Annotated in this window: 17 protein-coding genes and 2 pseudogenes; 6 read left to right on the top strand and 13 right to left on the bottom strand. The window is 40.6% G+C overall.

Annotated features, from left to right (window positions below; all coding sequences use genetic code 11):
* The first annotated feature begins 66 nt into the window (after positions 1-66).
* Positions 67-636, top strand: coding sequence for a HutD family protein (locus IQ209_RS01335; RefSeq protein WP_193848279.1), 570 nt, complete (start codon positions 67-69; stop codon positions 634-636).
* A gap of 304 nt (positions 637-940) precedes the next feature.
* On the top strand, positions 941-1,882 hold the full coding sequence (locus IQ209_RS01330) for an omptin family outer membrane protease (RefSeq protein ID WP_193848277.1): 942 nt from the start codon (positions 941-943) through the stop codon (positions 1,880-1,882).
* A gap of 99 nt (positions 1,883-1,981) precedes the next feature.
* Here the strand turns inward: IQ209_RS01330 and IQ209_RS01325 are convergent, their stop codons facing one another.
* The 5 genes and pseudogenes from IQ209_RS01325 to trxA all read right to left on the bottom strand — a co-directional run bounded on the left by IQ209_RS01325 (position 1,982) and on the right by trxA (position 3,467).
* Entirely contained in the window at positions 1,982-2,128 is a 147-nt protein-coding gene (locus IQ209_RS01325; protein WP_339378860.1) for a transposase, read from the bottom strand.
* Positions 2,129-2,323: 195 nt separating this feature from the next.
* Entirely contained in the window at positions 2,324-2,575 is a 252-nt protein-coding gene (locus IQ209_RS01320; RefSeq protein ID WP_193848275.1) for a YdgH/BhsA/McbA-like domain containing protein, read from the bottom strand.
* Positions 2,576-2,812: 237 nt separating this feature from the next.
* Positions 2,813-2,881, bottom strand: a pseudogene (locus tag IQ209_RS18170) (hypothetical protein); the annotation flags it as partial.
* Positions 2,882-2,928: 47 nt separating this feature from the next.
* Positions 2,929-3,045, bottom strand: a pseudogene (locus tag IQ209_RS18165) (FAD-binding protein); the annotation flags it as partial.
* 101 nt (positions 3,046-3,146) lie between these two features.
* Complete coding sequence (gene trxA, locus IQ209_RS01310; RefSeq protein ID WP_193848272.1) at positions 3,147-3,467, bottom strand: thioredoxin; 321 nt, start codon at positions 3,465-3,467, stop codon at positions 3,147-3,149.
* A gap of 148 nt (positions 3,468-3,615) precedes the next feature.
* Here trxA and IQ209_RS01305 point away from each other — a divergent pair, with 148 nt between their 5' ends.
* Positions 3,616-3,753, top strand: coding sequence for a hypothetical protein (locus IQ209_RS01305; RefSeq protein ID WP_193848271.1), 138 nt, complete (start codon positions 3,616-3,618; stop codon positions 3,751-3,753).
* Positions 3,754-3,918: 165 nt separating this feature from the next.
* Here IQ209_RS01305 and IQ209_RS01300 read toward each other — a convergent pair whose 3' ends face one another.
* Positions 3,919-5,100, bottom strand: a complete 1,182-nt coding sequence (locus IQ209_RS01300) for a Cmx/CmrA family chloramphenicol efflux MFS transporter (protein WP_228005641.1) — start codon at positions 5,098-5,100, stop codon at positions 3,919-3,921.
* 172 nt (positions 5,101-5,272) lie between these two features.
* Here IQ209_RS01300 and IQ209_RS01295 point away from each other — a divergent pair, with 172 nt between their 5' ends.
* Positions 5,273-5,413, top strand: a complete 141-nt coding sequence (locus IQ209_RS01295) for a hypothetical protein (protein ID WP_193848267.1) — start codon at positions 5,273-5,275, stop codon at positions 5,411-5,413.
* Positions 5,414-5,567: 154 nt separating this feature from the next.
* Positions 5,568-6,398 (top strand): alpha/beta fold hydrolase, encoded by an 831-nt coding sequence (locus tag IQ209_RS01290; RefSeq protein ID WP_193848265.1) that lies wholly within the window; start codon positions 5,568-5,570, stop codon positions 6,396-6,398.
* 804 nt (positions 6,399-7,202) lie between these two features.
* Here the strand turns inward: IQ209_RS01290 and IQ209_RS01285 are convergent.
* The 4 genes from IQ209_RS01285 to pth form a co-directional block, all read right to left on the bottom strand.
* Complete coding sequence (locus IQ209_RS01285; protein WP_193848263.1) at positions 7,203-7,781, bottom strand: NAD(P)H-dependent oxidoreductase; 579 nt, start codon at positions 7,779-7,781, stop codon at positions 7,203-7,205.
* Positions 7,782-7,890: 109 nt separating this feature from the next.
* A complete protein-coding gene (locus tag IQ209_RS01280; RefSeq protein ID WP_193848261.1) occupies positions 7,891-8,829 on the bottom strand; it encodes an AraC family transcriptional regulator in 939 nt (312 codons plus the stop codon).
* A 262-nt stretch (positions 8,830-9,091) separates the two neighbouring features.
* Positions 9,092-10,183 carry a redox-regulated ATPase YchF gene (gene ychF, locus IQ209_RS01275; protein WP_193848259.1) on the bottom strand — a complete coding sequence of 364 codons (1,092 nt, stop codon included), beginning with the start codon at positions 10,181-10,183 and terminating at the stop codon, positions 9,092-9,094.
* A 110-nt stretch (positions 10,184-10,293) separates the two neighbouring features.
* On the bottom strand, positions 10,294-10,884 hold the full coding sequence (gene pth / locus IQ209_RS01270) for an aminoacyl-tRNA hydrolase (RefSeq protein WP_193848258.1): 591 nt from the start codon (positions 10,882-10,884) through the stop codon (positions 10,294-10,296).
* A 261-nt stretch (positions 10,885-11,145) separates the two neighbouring features.
* Here pth and ychH point away from each other — a divergent pair, with 261 nt between their 5' ends.
* Positions 11,146-11,421: a stress-induced protein YchH gene (gene ychH, locus IQ209_RS01265; protein WP_193848256.1), complete on the top strand. Its 276-nt coding sequence runs from the start codon at positions 11,146-11,148 to the stop codon at positions 11,419-11,421.
* A gap of 66 nt (positions 11,422-11,487) precedes the next feature.
* Here ychH and IQ209_RS01260 read toward each other — a convergent pair whose 3' ends face one another.
* The 3 genes from IQ209_RS01260 to prs form a co-directional block, all read right to left on the bottom strand.
* The gene (locus tag IQ209_RS01260; RefSeq protein ID WP_193848254.1) at positions 11,488-13,470 is read right to left on the bottom strand and encodes an autotransporter outer membrane beta-barrel domain-containing protein; all 1,983 of its coding nucleotides are present in this window, start codon (positions 13,468-13,470) and stop codon (positions 11,488-11,490) included.
* A 229-nt stretch (positions 13,471-13,699) separates the two neighbouring features.
* Positions 13,700-15,703 (bottom strand): autotransporter outer membrane beta-barrel domain-containing protein, encoded by a 2,004-nt coding sequence (locus IQ209_RS01255; protein WP_193848252.1) that lies wholly within the window; start codon positions 15,701-15,703, stop codon positions 13,700-13,702.
* 772 nt (positions 15,704-16,475) lie between these two features.
* Complete coding sequence (gene prs / locus IQ209_RS01250) at positions 16,476-17,423, bottom strand: ribose-phosphate diphosphokinase (protein ID WP_120211349.1); 948 nt, start codon at positions 17,421-17,423, stop codon at positions 16,476-16,478.
* Positions 17,424-17,474: the final 51 nt, after the last annotated feature.

The following is a 17,474-nucleotide window of genomic DNA, read 5'->3' as shown; positions in this document are numbered from 1 at the left end:
TTAACAAATTGACACTGGTTATCTTTTAGCTCTGTAAACAAAATCTTAAAGCAGTGAGGGAGTGGCATGAAAATGAAATGTTTCGATTATGCAACATTACCAAGAGTGCAATGGTCTGGAGGGGACGGTGAAACCAGGGATATTGTTTGCTGGCCTGTGTCTGATGATTTTGCTTGGCGAGCCTGTTTTACGACTGTTCATCAAAGTGGGGTATTAGAGCAATTCCCTGATATTGAATGCTCAATCATTTTATTAAAAGGAAAGGGGATCCGCTTAACCAGTCCAGGTTTTCTGGAACACGAATTGGTGAAAAAGATGACCCCATTTAATTTTTCAGGCGACATTTTGGCCCATGCGGAATTATTGGATGGTCCTGTTCAGTGTTTCAATATCATGACTCGCCGTTCATGTTGGGTTTCTGAGGTTTCAGTTATTTCTGATGAACGTTTACTGCCAACATCACACAGTGGTGTACTTTATGTTTTAAAAGGGCGTTGGGAAATGACAGGCGCGAATTGTGTCCAGCTTGCTTTTGGTCAAGGTGCGTGGTGGTTACCAGATATACGGGAAGGGGTAATTAAGCCATTGATTGCCGATAGCAAGCTTTTGTGGGTTGATTTACGCCCGATTGGGTGAATGGGATAATCATTGAAAATTAATACAATAAGCGGCCTGCTTTATAGCAGGCCGCTGAGTTTTATGCGTTCAAAACCAATAACTTCAAGTTTTAGTTAAAAAATTTAACCAAAAAAAATGAAAAATAGCCAAAAGAGTATAATCTTAAACTATAGGTATATAACAATAAAAGTAATATATCAAAGATATTATTATCTCTGTTATTGATAGTTAAATAAATTATCTCTGCTGGTTTTGGATTGCTATCAAGGTAACAGAAATGATGAAAACTCAATTTACACTCTGGTAAGGTTATTCATAATTTATGAAAAAAATCTTGATAGCGACTCCATTATTGACTTTTTCTTTTGGGGTCATCGCAGTATCTGCTCCATCACAATTGGATTGGTACGATGGCAATGTATCTTTTGCGCTTGGACTTGGTTGGCTAAAAGGAGAATCTAACGAACATCTCTATGGATATACTAAGGATCCAAAATACAAAAGCAGCCAATTGAATTGGAAAATTGGCGATGCTCTGATTGCCAGAGGCAAAGTTTCCTGGGATCTCCTTGACAGGCTAACCATGAATGCGGGTGGTTGGGTCAGATTATCGTCACGTGATAGCAAAATGGTTGATTACGACTGGCTGGATGTAAACCAGAATCATTGGACTCATTGGTCATCCAGCCCAGATACTTCTCTAAACGATGCCAATGAATTTGATTTAAATGCCGCAGGTTGGTTGATTAAACAATCTAATTACAAATTGGGGGCGGTATTAGGTTATCAGGAAACACGTTTTAGTTGGACGGCTTATGGCGGTCATTATGTCTATGATAATGGCGCTGATATCGGAGAATTTCCTGAGGAGATGGCCGGAGTTGGTTATAAACAAAAATATAGCCTGCCCTATATTGGATTAACCGGACAGTACCGCTATCAGGATTTTGAATTTAACCTTTTACTAAAATATAGCCCGTGGGTAAAAGCCTGGGGTAACGACGAGCACTATATGCGTCGTTTAACTCTTCCTCAGCGATCGGATAAAGTGCGTTATTTTGGTGCCAGTATAGATGCCGGTTATTATTTAACTCAAAATACGAAAGTATATACGGCGTTTACTTGGAATAAATATCGCGAAGGTAAAGGTCAAACGAAGCTCATCTATTATGATGCTGGCTACACCGAAGATTTAGGTGACAATTCTGTCGGAATTGAAAACCGAAACTACAGTATCGATCTTGGATTACAGTACCATTTTTAATTTTCTTATAATTATACACTGACAGTTACCAAAAAACGCCGTAAAGCCCCGTCGTTCAGGGCGGGGAGATAAGGCAAAAACCCCGAAGGGCTTTAAAGATCATTCTGGCATTTCTTGTTGCTCAATGTATTGTTTGATCCTTGAAAGTGGTGCTCCGCCACAGCTTGCAGCAAAATAACTCGAACTCCACAGAACACCTTGATTCCGTGTGATGGTTTCATGCAATGATTGCCACAGGCGTTCAATCTTATTAACGATTGATAACTCAACAACCACAGTTGTTGAGTTGCATTCACATGTATATACGCATGCAACTTCAAGTTGCCATTTACAACACGCTATGAAACCTGATTTCTCCCCGCGAAGCGGGGAGAAATCACACGCATATTGAAGTTAGATTGGTATATAGGATAATGCCATTATTGAATGGGACACTATCAGTTATCTATATATTTCGGCGGTTCCATTTAAATAATTTTGACCAACAGCAGAAGTAATTCGGAAATATTTTGCTCCAGCCTCATCAGCCTTTTTGGATAATTTATCAGTGAGTGCATCCAAAGTCTCTGCTCCTGTTATAGAAATAACGCCAATTTTCTCTCCTACAGCTGATCTGACCTCAATTGCGGCCGATGAACCAAATGAAATAGCGCTTAATACAAATAATAAAGTAATATATCTTGAATTTTTCATTTTGTAATCCTATGTTAATTTTCAGTTTGCGAAAAATCTATATAGTATTTTACTAATTGACAGAAACGTCAGGTTTTTACTACAAAATCTAAAGTTAGCTTTGGGCCAAGAGATATAGAGAAAATATAAACATATTAATTTGAGAGCATAATAAGTTGAGAATAGAATATAAATTAACAATGGTTACCGATTATTAATCTGTAACCATTTTTCCGCATCAAACTCCGCCATACACTCTTAACCCGCAGAAGTAATGGCCTGACGATATTTGCCATCAGCAACATCCCCGGCGGAAAATACACCAGAGAACGTACGGTTAACCCGGTTGCAATGATTATACTCTCTGCCTGATATTTATTTTTCTCACCGGAGACTACAATAGGAGAAAGACCCGCTCTGGCAGCATATATCGCCGCAGTATATCCCGCGGGGCCTGTTCCTATAATTAGCACTTTCGTATAAAAAGACATTAAATGCTCCTTGTTTTACCCGTAAATGATAATCTTGGAATCTAAAGCGAGATTAACAAAATAAATCAGCCCCATAATTTCCTGAATTAATTCAGACAGGGCTACAAATTTTGAGAAACCAGACTCTTAAATTGTGATAGCGAAACAACGCCAATCAGAGAATCTACGGGTTTTCCATTTTTATAAACTAATGTCGTGGGTATACTGCGAATACTATATTTTACGGCAATATTCTGAAAATCATCGATATCAACCTCTCCGAAAGTGGCGTTCTCTTTCATGTCGTTTGATAATTGGCTGAATGTAGGAGCAACGACACGGCAAGGCCCGCACCACGGTGCCCAGAACCGGACAACGCAAACCCCTTTCGTATTGATAACACTATCAAAATTCGCTTCGGTTAGTTCAATTAATACACTCATATCGGATCCTTAGTCATGATTATGCATACGGTTATGGTTATCTTAGAATACCTGACATCAAACAGTTAATTGTTATATTGAATGTTGTATTTGTTGAATATGTTTTGAACAAGACATATCGATAACTTCATGATTAAGGCTGGAAAGAATGAGTAAGACACAAACCGTGAATGAACAGATCCCGACTTTTTCTGATGCCATCAGTACGATGGTGCTTGCGTCAGCGGATATGGCATCTGCCTTTGAAAAGCTGTACACGGCAACCCCCTCAACATTGGGGAGATAACCTATAAATTCAAAGAGCTAATTGCAATCACCATTATCATCGCATCAGGTGCCAATGGATTGCTGAGAAATCACATGTGCTCAGGGATGAAAAGCGGCAAATGTTAAAAAAACAAACCCCATGATTTTCAATGAGGTTTGTCATTGGTTTAGACAATGGGTATCACTAACATTTTACTTTATTTACATAATAATCAAGCAGGATCGGAATAAGAGCGGTCATTGCCAGTAGTGCGCCCACCCAACCAATAGAAGCTAAACCATAACCGGCATTGATAGCTAACCCGGCAAGTAAAGGGGCCAATGTAATTCCAAGCTGAAAGGCAGAGACATTGGTTGCTCCGGCTAATGTGGGGGCACCATCGGCAATGGTATAAACCCGGTTCATGACCGCAGGATTGACGACGAAGCCGAATATACCGAGCAAAAATACTAGGCAAATGGTGATAATCAAATTTTCGGCTAAAAAGGCTAATGCAACAGAGATCAGCATAACGCCCAATGTGCCAATAATCAGTGTCCTGAAAGGGTATTTATCAGTTGTACGGCCACCAATAGTGAGTCCGAAAAAAGCCCCGATACCAAACAGGGAGAGAACCGCCGGAAGCCAGGTGACGGTCAGTTTGCTGGTATCAATAAGCAGAGCTCCTAAATAGCCGAAGATTGCCATATAAGCAGCGGTTGTCAGGATTGTCGTACCATAAGCCACCCATAATCCGGGACGGGCCATCGTTTTTAACTCAATATGTAATGCGGGAGACTGCCCCTGTTGTATCTCGGGCAGCATAAACCACAAGACAATCGCGGTAATCAACGTGACCACGGCAATCACCCAAAACCCCGCCCGCCATCCGGCAATATCACTGATCATGGTGCCAAGCGGCCCTCCAATCACCATTGCCATACTTAACCCACTCACCACAATGGACAGTGCTTTCGCGGTGTGCTCCTTGGTGACCAAATTAACCGCTGTCGTTGCCGCGACTGCCCAAAACCCGGCATAAGCCACTCCTCCCACAATACGGCTAACTAACAATGACCAATAACCTTGTGAAAGCATTCCGGCGGCAGTGGCGGCAATAAATAACGCCTGACTGATCAATAACGTTGTGCGTTTGGGCCAGTGTAGTGTTGCCACTGCCATAGGGGCAGCTCCAAGTAAAACCCCTACTGCAAAAGTGGAAATTAACGTTCCTGTCAACGGTAAAGAAATTTGTAAGTCCTCAGCAATTTTCGGTAACACACCTGAGATCAAAAATTCAGAGCTTCCCATCGCAAACAGGCTGATTCCTAAGAGGTAAACTACCACCGGGATACGCGATTGAGTAACATTTGAAATGGTCATCATGGACTCCATAGTGATTGACTTTTAAGTATATTACATTACTATCATTCAATTGGTAAATTGAATTTTTTTTAATGGCTATATCAACCCAGCTTCAAGATGCGTGTCGCTTTTCTTAGAAATTGCACTTATTGGGCGAATCCAAGAAACCTATTAGTAAATATAAGGAGCATTTATGGGAATTCGTGAACATTTTAAGCGATCACTCTATGAAACACCGGACGATGCTAATGCAATTGAATATCTTCAATCTTGGTGGACATGGGCAAAAATACGTGGCATTACAAATAGGCAGTCACTGATAGATTTTAAGTGAGAGAAGAGTACTGTATATATTGCAGAGGATAAAAAAATCAGGTTTTATAAATAAAATTTATATTAACGCTAAGGTAATCTTAATTCGGTCGATCAGTCGAAATTTCTAACATTTCCTTAAACCAATCTGTTATTGACTCTTGAGGAGATAAATAATGGTTACTACACATCATCATATTCATCACTATAATATCCGAACTCGTTATGCAAATATATCGGTAATAGATACTGGTGGTAATGGATTGCCCGTTTTGTTAATTCATGGCAATTCAAGTTGTAAAGAAATATTTCGTCATCAAATTAATCAGTTAAAAGGAAAGTATCGGGTTTTGGCGTTAGATTTGTCAGGGCATGGTTTATCATCAAATGCCAGTGATCCACGTCAGGTATATTCAATGCCTGGTTATGCACATATGGTCATTGAGGTATTGGAAAAAATAGGTATTAACAGAGTGGTGGTGTTGGGTTGGTCATTAGGCGGTCACATTGGATTGGAAATGTTGGCGTTGCTCCCTAAGATGATTGGCTTAATGATTTGCGGTACGCCGCCGGTATCCGTCGGTGCAGATAACGTGGCTTTGGGTTTTCGTCCTGGTTTAGGGCTTGCTGGCAAGGCGGAATTTACTGAGGAAGATATCAAAATTTTTATATCTGATACCTATGGTGTTAATGCTCCTTATGAGCCTTTTATGATTGAAGCCGTGATAAGAACAGAGGGATTGGCACGGCAGTATATGTTTGAGGCTTTTCTTTCTCCTCAAGCAACAGATCAAAAATTATTGGCCGAAACCAGCAAAATACCGTTAGCGATTGTTAATGGGGCAGATGATCCTTATATTAATTTTGACTATATTAATGGTTTGAATTACCAAAATCTTTGGAAAGGCAAGGTATTTAATTTGGCTGGCGTTGGTCATTCCCCGTTTTGGGAAGCACCAGAATTATTTAACCCTATTTTGGATGAATTTCTTAAGGGATTTCAATGAAATGAAATAACCAATTTATTATGATAAATAATAGTGGGAGTCTTTATATTACATGTTTATAAATAAATCACCAAAAAACTCCCACCATTATATCTTAAGACTTCATGCTGTCATTATAAGAGTATCATTGCTTTTTTATAGTGCAATGTTATAACTAAATTACAAGCAAAGTCCTCGGAGGACATCATTTGATATTTTATTACATGCACTTTCGCATGCCTTGTCTATAGTAGGGTTAAATGCCTTACAGATAAATGCATTTGCGTTAGCTGTGACGACTGTTCCTATAAGTAATGAAAGCATACAAGCAGCTAATTTTCTTTTCATGATCTGTACCTCATAGAGTTAGGGATTAACATTGAATAAAAGCATAACGATAAACTATGTATAAACGGAGTTGACATGAGAACTAGTATTAATGTCAACATGCTCATTTTTACAAGTGTTCTGTGTTTTTTACTATTGATTTTTTTATTGTGTTGATATTTCATTTACAGTATTTTAACAATTTGTTTTTTATTATTTTATAGAAAAAATGAACACAAAAGAGATAAGGAAAATATTTTGGATGAATTTATTTCTTAAATGACGTTAAGGAAATATTTTATTTCATGAGTGATAATTTATGACGTTATTTTTATTTTGATTAAATAATTTTGGGAGGAATAATAATCCATCTGGTATATACCCAATGAATTTCAAGTTGCAATTTACAACACGATATGAAACCTGATTTCTCCCCGCGAAGCGGGAAGAAATCACACGCATCTTGAAATTAGATTGGTATAGAAAATAAATCAGTAGTTAGAAAAATGCGGATAAATGCTTTTTAAGCATTTGAATATATTGATAAATTTTGGGGTCTTTTATCACATCATAACAAGCAAATGTTGGTATTGGAGACATACCTAAAAACTGATTTGCCTTATGGAAAGGGTAGTAAACACTGTCAATGCCTTTTCCTTCAAAAAATTGTTTGGGATCTTCAAATGACTCCAGTGGCGCATTCCAGGTTACCGAAAACATATAAGCCTTGCCTTGTATCAGGCCACCTGAACCATATTTTTTGGCAGGATCATGACGGGTTCGCCCATCATTCTTAAATAAGGCACCGCGGCCAGTCTGGAAAATCTCATCGACATATTTCTTTAAAATCCACGGTGCTTCCATCCACCAGCCCGGCATTTGGTAAATAATACGATCCGCCCAAAGAAATTTATTAACTTCTGCGGTGATGTCATAACCTTTATCTACATGTGTTACCTGAACTTTATGACCGATCTCTGTCAGATGATCTTTGATAACGTCGGTTAAAGCATTATTCAGCTCTCCTTTCGATACGTCAAAATTTTTTGCTGAATTAATAACTAAAATATGACCCATAATAATCCTCTGTTTTATTCCATTGATAAACTGAGGATTATCTTAGAACTGGTTTTGATTGAATGTATGCCTATTTATTGTCAATTGTTGCCCAATGCTCCGGCTATATCTATTTTCTTCCCTGGTGAGTTACCCGAAACCGTTTCATATCTCGGCAGGGAGATTCGCCAAAAAGACGGCTATATTCACGATTGAATTGGGAAGTACTTTCATAGCCAACCTGAAATGCGGTCGTTGTCACATTGTGGTGTTGGGTCAGTAATATGCGCCTTGCTTCGTGTAAACGCAGCCATTTTTGGTATTGTAGTGGACTCATAGAAGTGACAGCCTTAAAGTGATGATGAAAAGAAGAAAGACTCATTTTGGCAATTTTAGCAAGTTGTTCGACTTTAACTGGATCAGCAAAGTGTTCTTTTAGCCATTGAATCGTATGGCTGATTTGGTGGCTTGGGCTTTCCTGGGTAGCCATTTGTTGTAAACGTTCTCCTAACTCACTTTTCAGTAGCCGATAGATGATTTCTTTATGTATTAGGGGAAAGAGGACGGAAATATCTTCCGGTGTGTTTAATATATCCAATAGACGATTAAAACAGACCAAAAGATCTGTTGTAGCAGAAGTTACGGCTAATCCACATGTATCCTGAGTTTGATGCTTTATCGTGACCTTATTTTCAACCATTAATTTTGACACTTCCTGAATATCCAGTTTTAACATCAAGGCAAAAAAAGGTTTTTCCTTGGATGCGGTGCAAATCTGGGTAATGGTGGGGATATTTGTCGAAGTCACTAAGATTTGCTGGGGATCGCAACAATATGAACGATCACCAATCGTTACCCGTTTTGTCCCTTGGGCAATAACCATAATACTGGGATCATACAGCCAACCAACCGGATCAGTTGGCTGTTCCAAATAGCAGAGCGTTAATTGAGGAATTACTGTTTTTGTGGCGTGTGTATTGGGGTGAGTTAACTTGGCCACTTTGCCAGACAATTGCTGTAGCTGGATTTCAATTTCTGTTTTATCGGGTTGTTGATTAGAGACACTCATTTTTCATTTCCTTATTTATCTATACCAATCTAACTTTAAGATGCATGTGATTTCTCCCCGCGAAGCGGGGGAGAAATCACGTTTCATATCGTGTTGTAAATTGCAACTTGAAGTTTAATGCGTATCAAGGCCATGATTATTAGTGCATTATGCAGCATATTCCTGAAAGTAAAATAAAAAAATCCACGCAATGGCGTGGATTTTGATGAGTTTGTCAGCCTTCACGAATCATCCTGAGATACTGTGAGACCACAAAAGCAAATTAGACGTTAAACAAGAAATTCATCACATCGCCGTCTTTAACGATATAATCTTTCCCTTCTGCCCGCATTTTGCCCGCTTCTTTCGCGCCTTGTTCACCTTTGTAAGTGATAAAGTCCTCAAACGAAATAGTTTGAGCACGGATAAAGCCCTTTTCAAAATCAGTATGGATTTTACCCGCTGCTTGTGGAGCGGTTGCACCCACTGGGATCGTCCAGGCACGAACTTCTTTCACGCCCGCAGTAAAGTAGGTTTGCAGGTTCAGCAACTGGTAGCCTGCACGAATAACACGGTTCAAGCCTGGCTCTTCCAGACCTAATTCCGCCATAAATTCTTCGCGGTCAGCGTCTTCCAATTCTGCGATATCGGCTTCAATCGCTGCACAGACGGGAACAACAACAGAACCTTCTTTTTCAGCAATGGCGCGAACGGTATCAAGGTGTGGGTTATTTTCGAAACCATCTTCATTGACGTTGGCAATATACATGGTCGGTTTCAAGGTCAGGAAGCTCAGATAGCGAATAATCGCTTTTTCTTCCGTACTCAGATTTAAAGCGCGTAGCATACCTGCTTGTTCAAGGTGTGGAAGGCATTTTTCTAAGACTTCCAGCTCCGCTTTAGCGTCCTTATCACCACCTTTGGCTTTCTTTTGTATACGATGGATAGCACGTTCACAGGTATCCAGATCCGACAGAGCCAGTTCTGTATTGATAACTTCAATATCAGAGGCCGGATCAACCTGACCAGAAACATGGACAATGTTGTCGTTTTCAAAGCAGCGTACCACATGACCGATCGCTTCTGTTTCACGGATGTTGGTCAGGAATTGGTTGCCTAAGCCTTCACCTTTTGAAGCACCTTTTACCAAACCAGCAATATCTACAAATTCCATAGTGGTTGGCAGGGTGCGTTGTGGTTTAACAATTTCAGCCAACTGATCGAGACGTGGATCTGGCATCGGCACAATACCTGTGTTTGGCTCGATAGTGCAGAACGGGAAGTTTGCTGCTTCGATACCTGCTTTGGTCAGCGCATTGAATAATGTAGATTTCCCAACGTTAGGCAGGCCAACGATACCGCATTTGAATCCCATATATTTATCACCTTAAATCACTTATAAACCAACAAGAATGGGCTTGTCGGTCAGTTTACAAAATTGGCGCTATTATACACGCAATAGCCCGATGCGCCATGCACTGCCAGTCAGACGCTGGCTTTAAATGCATGCAGGCGATTAATTGCCTTATTCACGCCATCTTTAATAAGGATGTCAGTACAGCGCAACGCTTCATCTATGGCATCGTCAATCAGTTTTTGTTCGCTGGCAGGAGGCTTGCCAAGGACAAAGCCTACGACTTTGTTTTTATCGCCTGGATGACCAATACCGATACGCAGACGGTGGAAGTTAGGATTATTTCCAAGTTTATTCTGGATGTCTTTTAGGCCATTATGACCGCCATTGCTACCACCGAGTTTCATTTTTGCCACCCCAGGCGGCAAATCCAGCTCGTCATGTGCAACCAAGATTTCATCCGGCTGAATACGATAAAATCCAGCAAGAGCAAGGACAGATTTACCACTAAGGTTCATGAAAGTGGTGGGTACCAGTAAACGAATATCCTGTCCATTAACGTTGATACGGGCGGTATAGCCAAAAAATTTATTCTCTTCTTTCAGGGATTGGTTATAGCGTTGTGCTAACAAATCGACAAACCATGCTCCGGCATTATGTCTGGTCTGTGCATATTCGGCTCCAGGGTTTGCCAGGCCAACGATTAATTTTATGTTACTCACGGTTTAATTTCGCTTATTGGCAATAGAACAAAAGGAGATTAGTTTACCTATCTCAAGGCTTGAGTACAAAACTCATTTAACAAAGATTATTCTGATGGAATGTAAAAGATTAGGCTTAAATTTGTACAGGTTGTGATCACCCCCGCAATAACCTTTCATATGTTAAGTCTATAATTAATTTTAAAGAAGATATCTACTTTCGTGCTTTTGCGTTCGTTGTATTTGCAAATTAGCGTTCACAAAAAGTATTGGAGGTTGGTTATGAGACGTAAAAAGGCTTTTATTTTTGGCAATATTCTCATGGGAGCAGGAATGGCGGCAATGTTTATTAGCTTAGCTTATGTATTGCTTAGCCATATCTTTAGTTTTGGTCTTTCGGAGTTTTTGACAAGCCTCTCATTAATGGGATTGTTTGTTGGAGCATTTATTTGGTTGGTAGGAGCCAGTATTGGCGGCCGAGAACAGGTTACTGATAAGTATTGGTGGCTGAAGAATTACGATGAACGTTATTGCCGTAAAAAACAGCGACATTCGTGATTATTTTGATTTTGGATAAGGCGGTAACAATTACCGCCTTATCCTTATTGTTAAATGTTCAGTGTATTAAAAATTGACATTGAAACCGAGATTGAAATAGTAGTCATGATTCGGTTCATTATCATTTTTTTCATGTGATACGGCGGCAAATGCGCGAAAGTCATTGGTCAGATTGGCATTAACACCGACGGTATATTGGACATGATCTCTATTCTGTTTTTCTCCCTGTTGGACGAAACTTGTTTTGGTCGCATTGATCGCGCTGCGAAGAGTATAGCGTTCATCATCGAATTGATGATTGAGCAGAATAGAAGCATAAGGATTGAAACGGCCTAGTTTAGTATCTACTCGCCAACCCACCGAGCCAACTTTGGAATGATAATTTTGATCGGCAAAATGCATGGAGGTGCTGTTGTTACCTGTTTCACGATAACCATCAATATCCCCTTTGTCCCAGGTATATTGGATGATTGGACTGGTGGTCAGATAACGAGTGATAGGGATATCCCAACCTGCTGTAATCCGCCAACCCCACTGTGAGCCCATCGTTGAACCCGATTCCCTGCGAGTGGCTTGACCAAGCTGAATGGAGCGTGACAGATTATCGTAATTGGTCCGTGAATAATGGACATCACCGTTCAGCCATCCATTACCATAGTAGTTCCAGAGTGTGTAAGCGGTTATGACATGACCAGTAGCGGCATAGTTGAAATTAGGTGTTGCATTTTGTTCATCTTTATAACGTGAAATTGTGGCGCCTAATAGTAAATTATTTGTCAATTGATAATCGCTACCCAATGTGAGGGTATTATTGTGATTGCCGGTATAACCACCGAATACGCCAACTTTACCTTTGGCCTGATGATCATTGCGAAGCTGTTGCAGGTGACCGTCAAGTGAGCTTAGCGCGGTTATGGTTGGGGTGCGGTTGATGTGGTTCAACGCCATCACTTGTAAAGGGGCGTTGTAGATCGACACAATGTACTGGCCGATGACTTTGTGTGCGTAAGGAGTTGGATGGAAATTATCGGAAAACAAGTAGGGTTGGTTTTTATCAAAGTCAGGCTTGGAAGAAGAACACTCATCTGCTCTTATACCTTGTGGACAGGCATAACCAAGGGTATTAGCAATACCATAAATAGTCGGATTCTCAATGACTTCCCGTAAGAGATGATTGATATCGGCAAAAAGGATATTGCCGTGAATGAGTTGATTCTCTTCGTTTTGGTTATATTCGTTAGAAAATTGGGAAGCAATTTTGCTGGTATTATCATAAGCATCAAGCAATTGGCGATAAATTTCTTTCGCTTCTTCTGGATCCTGGGGAGAAGCCCCTTCAGCAATCTTTTTAAAAACTCCCTGGAGAATTTTATTTCTGATTTCCTTATTCGGTGTGGGGTACTTATTGATGGCTTCGTGAGCTTGTTTCAAAATTTGGGCGATTTTGTCATCAGGTAATTGGGTTTTTTTTAAAGCACTTGTAAGTACGGCTTCCATAATTTTGGGGGTTGTTCCAATATCGGGAATATTAGGTAGAATAATTAAACCCGCGCCAGCCTTAATAAGTTGATTGATCTGCGATGCCGCGGATGCAGAACTATCATTTATCCGACGTTGTGCTGCTTCTTTATCGCCTTTCGCTAAATCTTGCAGAGCAATAGCTACATCATTGCCGCCTACCCAATGTATGTATAATCCATTCGGATCAGCCCGTCCAGAATGTGACTGCAAATAGTTATCGAGTTGTTTTTGTGTTGGGGGAGCAACATAATCCCAGATAGGATTGCCAGAGCCGTTAGCGGTTGCACCGCCATAGGCATAATTGGTTCCGCCGTCTTTAGAGCGTGCCAATTTTTTGTCAGTGAGGTTTCGGGCTATGTATTCATCATATAGCTCAGCATTTTTGCCATCGGTTGTAAATCTACCGTTATTCCCACCATCACTTAAGCTATCCCCAAAAACATACACATTGTTATAGGCATAAGCATTTGTCATGAGGTTAACGAATAGTGCGGCCGTGGCTGATACTAAAAAGAGTGCTTTCTTCATGTAGTTCTCCTGAAAAAACAGCGCATTATTTTCATGCCAGCCAAAACACCTTGATCTAAAAGGGCATTTGCTCATTTTTCTTGGGTTAATGGCTGATTTTCTGATTGTTTCAGTTCGATACTACTTCCAATTACATATACAAAAATTAAACAAGGCATTAACGTTTGGGTGATAATTAAACAAAAACGCAAGGCAGTCATTTGCCTTGCGTCCCTGAATAAATGCTTTCTTAGAAACTTGCGTTGATACCTAAGCTGAAATTGTAGCTAGGATCTTGGCTATTGCCGTCATTACGGGTGACGGAAGCGAATCCGCGCAGGTTATTGACCAAGTTCGCGTTCACGCCGACAGTATATTGACGCCAGTTTGTGCTCTGCTTGCCACTTTCCTGCACAAAAGAAGTTTCGGTGGAGTTAATGGCACTGCTCAGTTTGTAGCTTGTATCACCAAATTGGTGATTAAACTGGACAGAGGCATAAGGATTGAAACGGCCTAGTTTAGTATCTACGCGCCAACCCAGGGTGCCAACTTTAGAGGTGTAGTCTTGATCGCCAAAGTGCATGGAGGTGCGATTGTTGCCCGATTCACGGTAGCCATCGACTTCACCTTTATCCCAGACATATTGGATGATTGGGCTGGTGGTCAGATAGTGAGTAACAGGAATATCCCAACCAGCGGTAATGCGTGCTCCCCATTGTTTACCCGTGGTAGAACCGGTTTCCCTGCGTGTCGCTTCGCCAAGCTGGATGGTACGAGTCAGGCTATCATAGTTAGTGCGTGAATAATGGAAGTCGCCGCTTAACCAACCATTGTTGTAATAGTTCCATAATGTATACGCTGTCAAAACATGACCACGGCCTTCATAAGAAAAGTCAGCAATGGGTGAGCGTTCCTCTTTATAGTTAGAGTACATGGCGCCGAACAGCAGGTTATCTATCAGCTGATAATCGCTACCCAGTGTAAAGGTTTTATCTTGGTTGCCAGTGTAGCCGCCAAAGACGCCGATTTTACCCTGTTCGTTGCCCCCGTTACGCAGTTGTTGCAGGTGACCATCAAGGGAAGAGAGGGAATTTTTAACAGGGGCACGGTTAACTTGAGTTAGGGTCATTACCTGTGATGGGGCAATATAGATAGAGGTAATGTATTGGCCCATAATCTTCTGTCCCAACGGGGTTGGGTGGAAAGAATCAGAGAATAAAAATTCTTTGTCTTTAGTAAATTCTGGGTCGTTGGACGAGCATTTATTGGCGTCCGCACTCAGTTCATTATTGGCGCCCACAGTGAGTGGACAAGGATAGCCTAATGTATTTTTAATGCCATAAATCATAGGGTTGGCGATAACTTCATGTAGCAATCCATTGATATCGGCACGCAAAATATTGCTATTTTTTTTGTTGATTTTTTCTTCTACTAGATCGTTATAGCGCTTTGTGAGTTCTGTAGCATCTTGACTGGCTTTTTCATAGCCTTTTGTCAGTTCTTTTTCAATTTCTTCAGCAGAAACCCCTTTAATTAGCTCTGCACCTTTTTGTGCTAACTCATGAAACACTTTTTTTAGAGCAAAATCACGCGCCTGAGCATTGGGAATTTCATGTTTATTAAGTTCTGCATGAACTTCTTGTAGAACATAATTAATCGTATCTTTGGGAACGCCTTTACCTTCCAAACCTGTCTTTATTAGGCTATCCAAAAGCTTAGGAGTAGTGCCAACATCAGGAACTGTAGGTACGATAACAAGGCCCGCTCCTTTTTCGACAAGTTGATTGATTTGATTTGCAGCTGCGGTAGCGCTAGTGATGACAATGCCAGCGGCAACTTTTTGACCTTCTAGTGGATTTTTTTCTTTTGAGGCGTCTTCCAAAGCCTTAGCAAGGTCGTTCCCACCTATCCAATGAATATAGATACCGTTAGGATCCGCTTTTCCATTTTGGCTATTAAGGTATCTATTTACCTGCTCTTGCGTATTAAAGTTGTGTTTAATCGCCATAGCCCCACCTTGCGCATAATTAGTTCCACCATCCTTGGATGGAATGAGCGTTGTGTCTGTAATGTGTTGAGTAAAATACTCATCATATAACTGGCTTGTCGCGCCATCTGTGGTATAGCGTCCGTTATTTCCACCATCACTCAAACTATCCCCAAAAACATAGACTCGATCATAAGCATGAGCATTAGAAATAGCATTAATTGAAAGCGCTAGCAGTGCAGGTGTAAATAAAAATGCCTTTTTCATTGGCACTCTCCTTAAAGTAGTTTTTGCTATTAATCAACATCTTGTCTTTGGAAAAGCTGGTTTTTGAACAAAAAGCATCCTGCAACTCTTCCTCAGCAGGTTAGAGATGTTGATATGTTTAATATTGAAATAAACCTATGTAAGGCAGCTGATTTATAGGTAACGGCTGCCTACGATTAATTATGGTTCCCGGTTATTGAACTTCCATGTTGCTTTGCATTTTTTATGGATAATGCGATCTTGAAAAATTCAACGCTTAAGTGAATACATAAAATAACCAGTCGAAAATTATCCCTTTCATCCCTGGATATTGATAGCCTATCTATTAGAATAATTTATTTTTTAGAGAAGAAATAATACCTGTTTTCCGATACTGTTGTGTGATGTAAGGAAATAAAACCAGTGCCATTAAGCGTGCGACAGGTTAGCAGTAACTATTCCATGATACCAGTATTGTTAGAGCGTTCGGAACTGGACGTACCAGATGGATTGAAATGTTTATGGGACATTAATATTAGATTATATGGCTATTTAATCGTTTTATTTCATTGGGTGAATTTTAAGTCAGTAGGTTAACTTTTTGATAATTTTAATTATTTTTGATGTGATACTATTCTTAATGGTTATTAATTCAGAGTGAAAACATTAGCTAAGTATATTAAAAAAACAGAAAACCCCGTTGCTGCAAATACAGCAACAGGGTTTTTCAAGCAATGATTTATTTAATCACTTGAATAAGTTAGAGCTTAATATTGACGCTAAAACGTAAACATTAATGCTCAAACATCGCAGAGATTGATTCTTCATTGCTGATACGGCGAATGGCTTCAGCAAGCATGCCAGACAGTGTCAAAGTGCGAACTTTGTTCAACGCCTTAATCTCATCAGACAGAGGAATTGTGTCACAGACTACAAATTCATCGATCACTGAGTTCTTGATGTTTTCCACTGCATTGCCAGAGAAAATAGGGTGGGTCGCATAAGCAAACACCCGTTTCGCCCCACGCTCTTTCAATGCCTCAGCTGCTTTGCACAGTGTGCCACCTGTATCGATCATGTCATCTACCAGAACGCAATCACGGCCAGCAACATCACCAATAATGTGCATCACTTGAGAAACATTTGCACGTGGGCGACGTTTATCGATGATAGCCATATCTGTATCGTTTAGCAGCTTGGCAATCGCACGGGCGCGAACAACACCACCGATATCTGGAGAGACAACAATCGGGTTTTCCAGCTCTTTCTGGAGCATATCTTCCAGAAGGATTGGGCTACCAAATACATTATCAACTGGAACATCAAAGAAACCTTGGATCTGCTCGGCGTGTAGGTCAACAGTGAGAACACGGTCTACACCAACGCTGGACAGAAAATCAGCAACAACTTTTGCAGTGATAGGTACACGTGCCGAACGGACACGGCGATCCTGACGGGCATAACCGAAGTAAGGAATAACAGCGGTAATACGACCAGCAGAAGCACGACGTAGCGCATCGACCATAACAACTAATTCCATCAGGTTGTCGTTGGTTGGTGCACAGGTAGACTGGATAATGAAAACATCACCACCGCGTACATTTTCATTGATTTGAACACTGACTTCTCCGTCGCTGAAACGACCGACAGCAGCGTCTCCCAGGTTAGTGTACAGGCGGTTGGCAACACGTTGTGCTAGTTCAGGTGTGGCATTACCAGCAAAAAGCTTCATATCGGGCACGAGAAAAACCTCAGGCTTGCGTCCAGAGAGATATTGTTGACCAATCAAACA

The sequence above is a fragment of the Xenorhabdus sp. BG5 genome, from assembly GCF_015163665.1.
Lineage (GTDB): Bacteria > Pseudomonadota > Gammaproteobacteria > Enterobacterales > Enterobacteriaceae > Xenorhabdus.
Note: the sequence above shows the minus strand (reverse complement) of the source record. Positions and strands in the feature narration are given on the sequence as shown.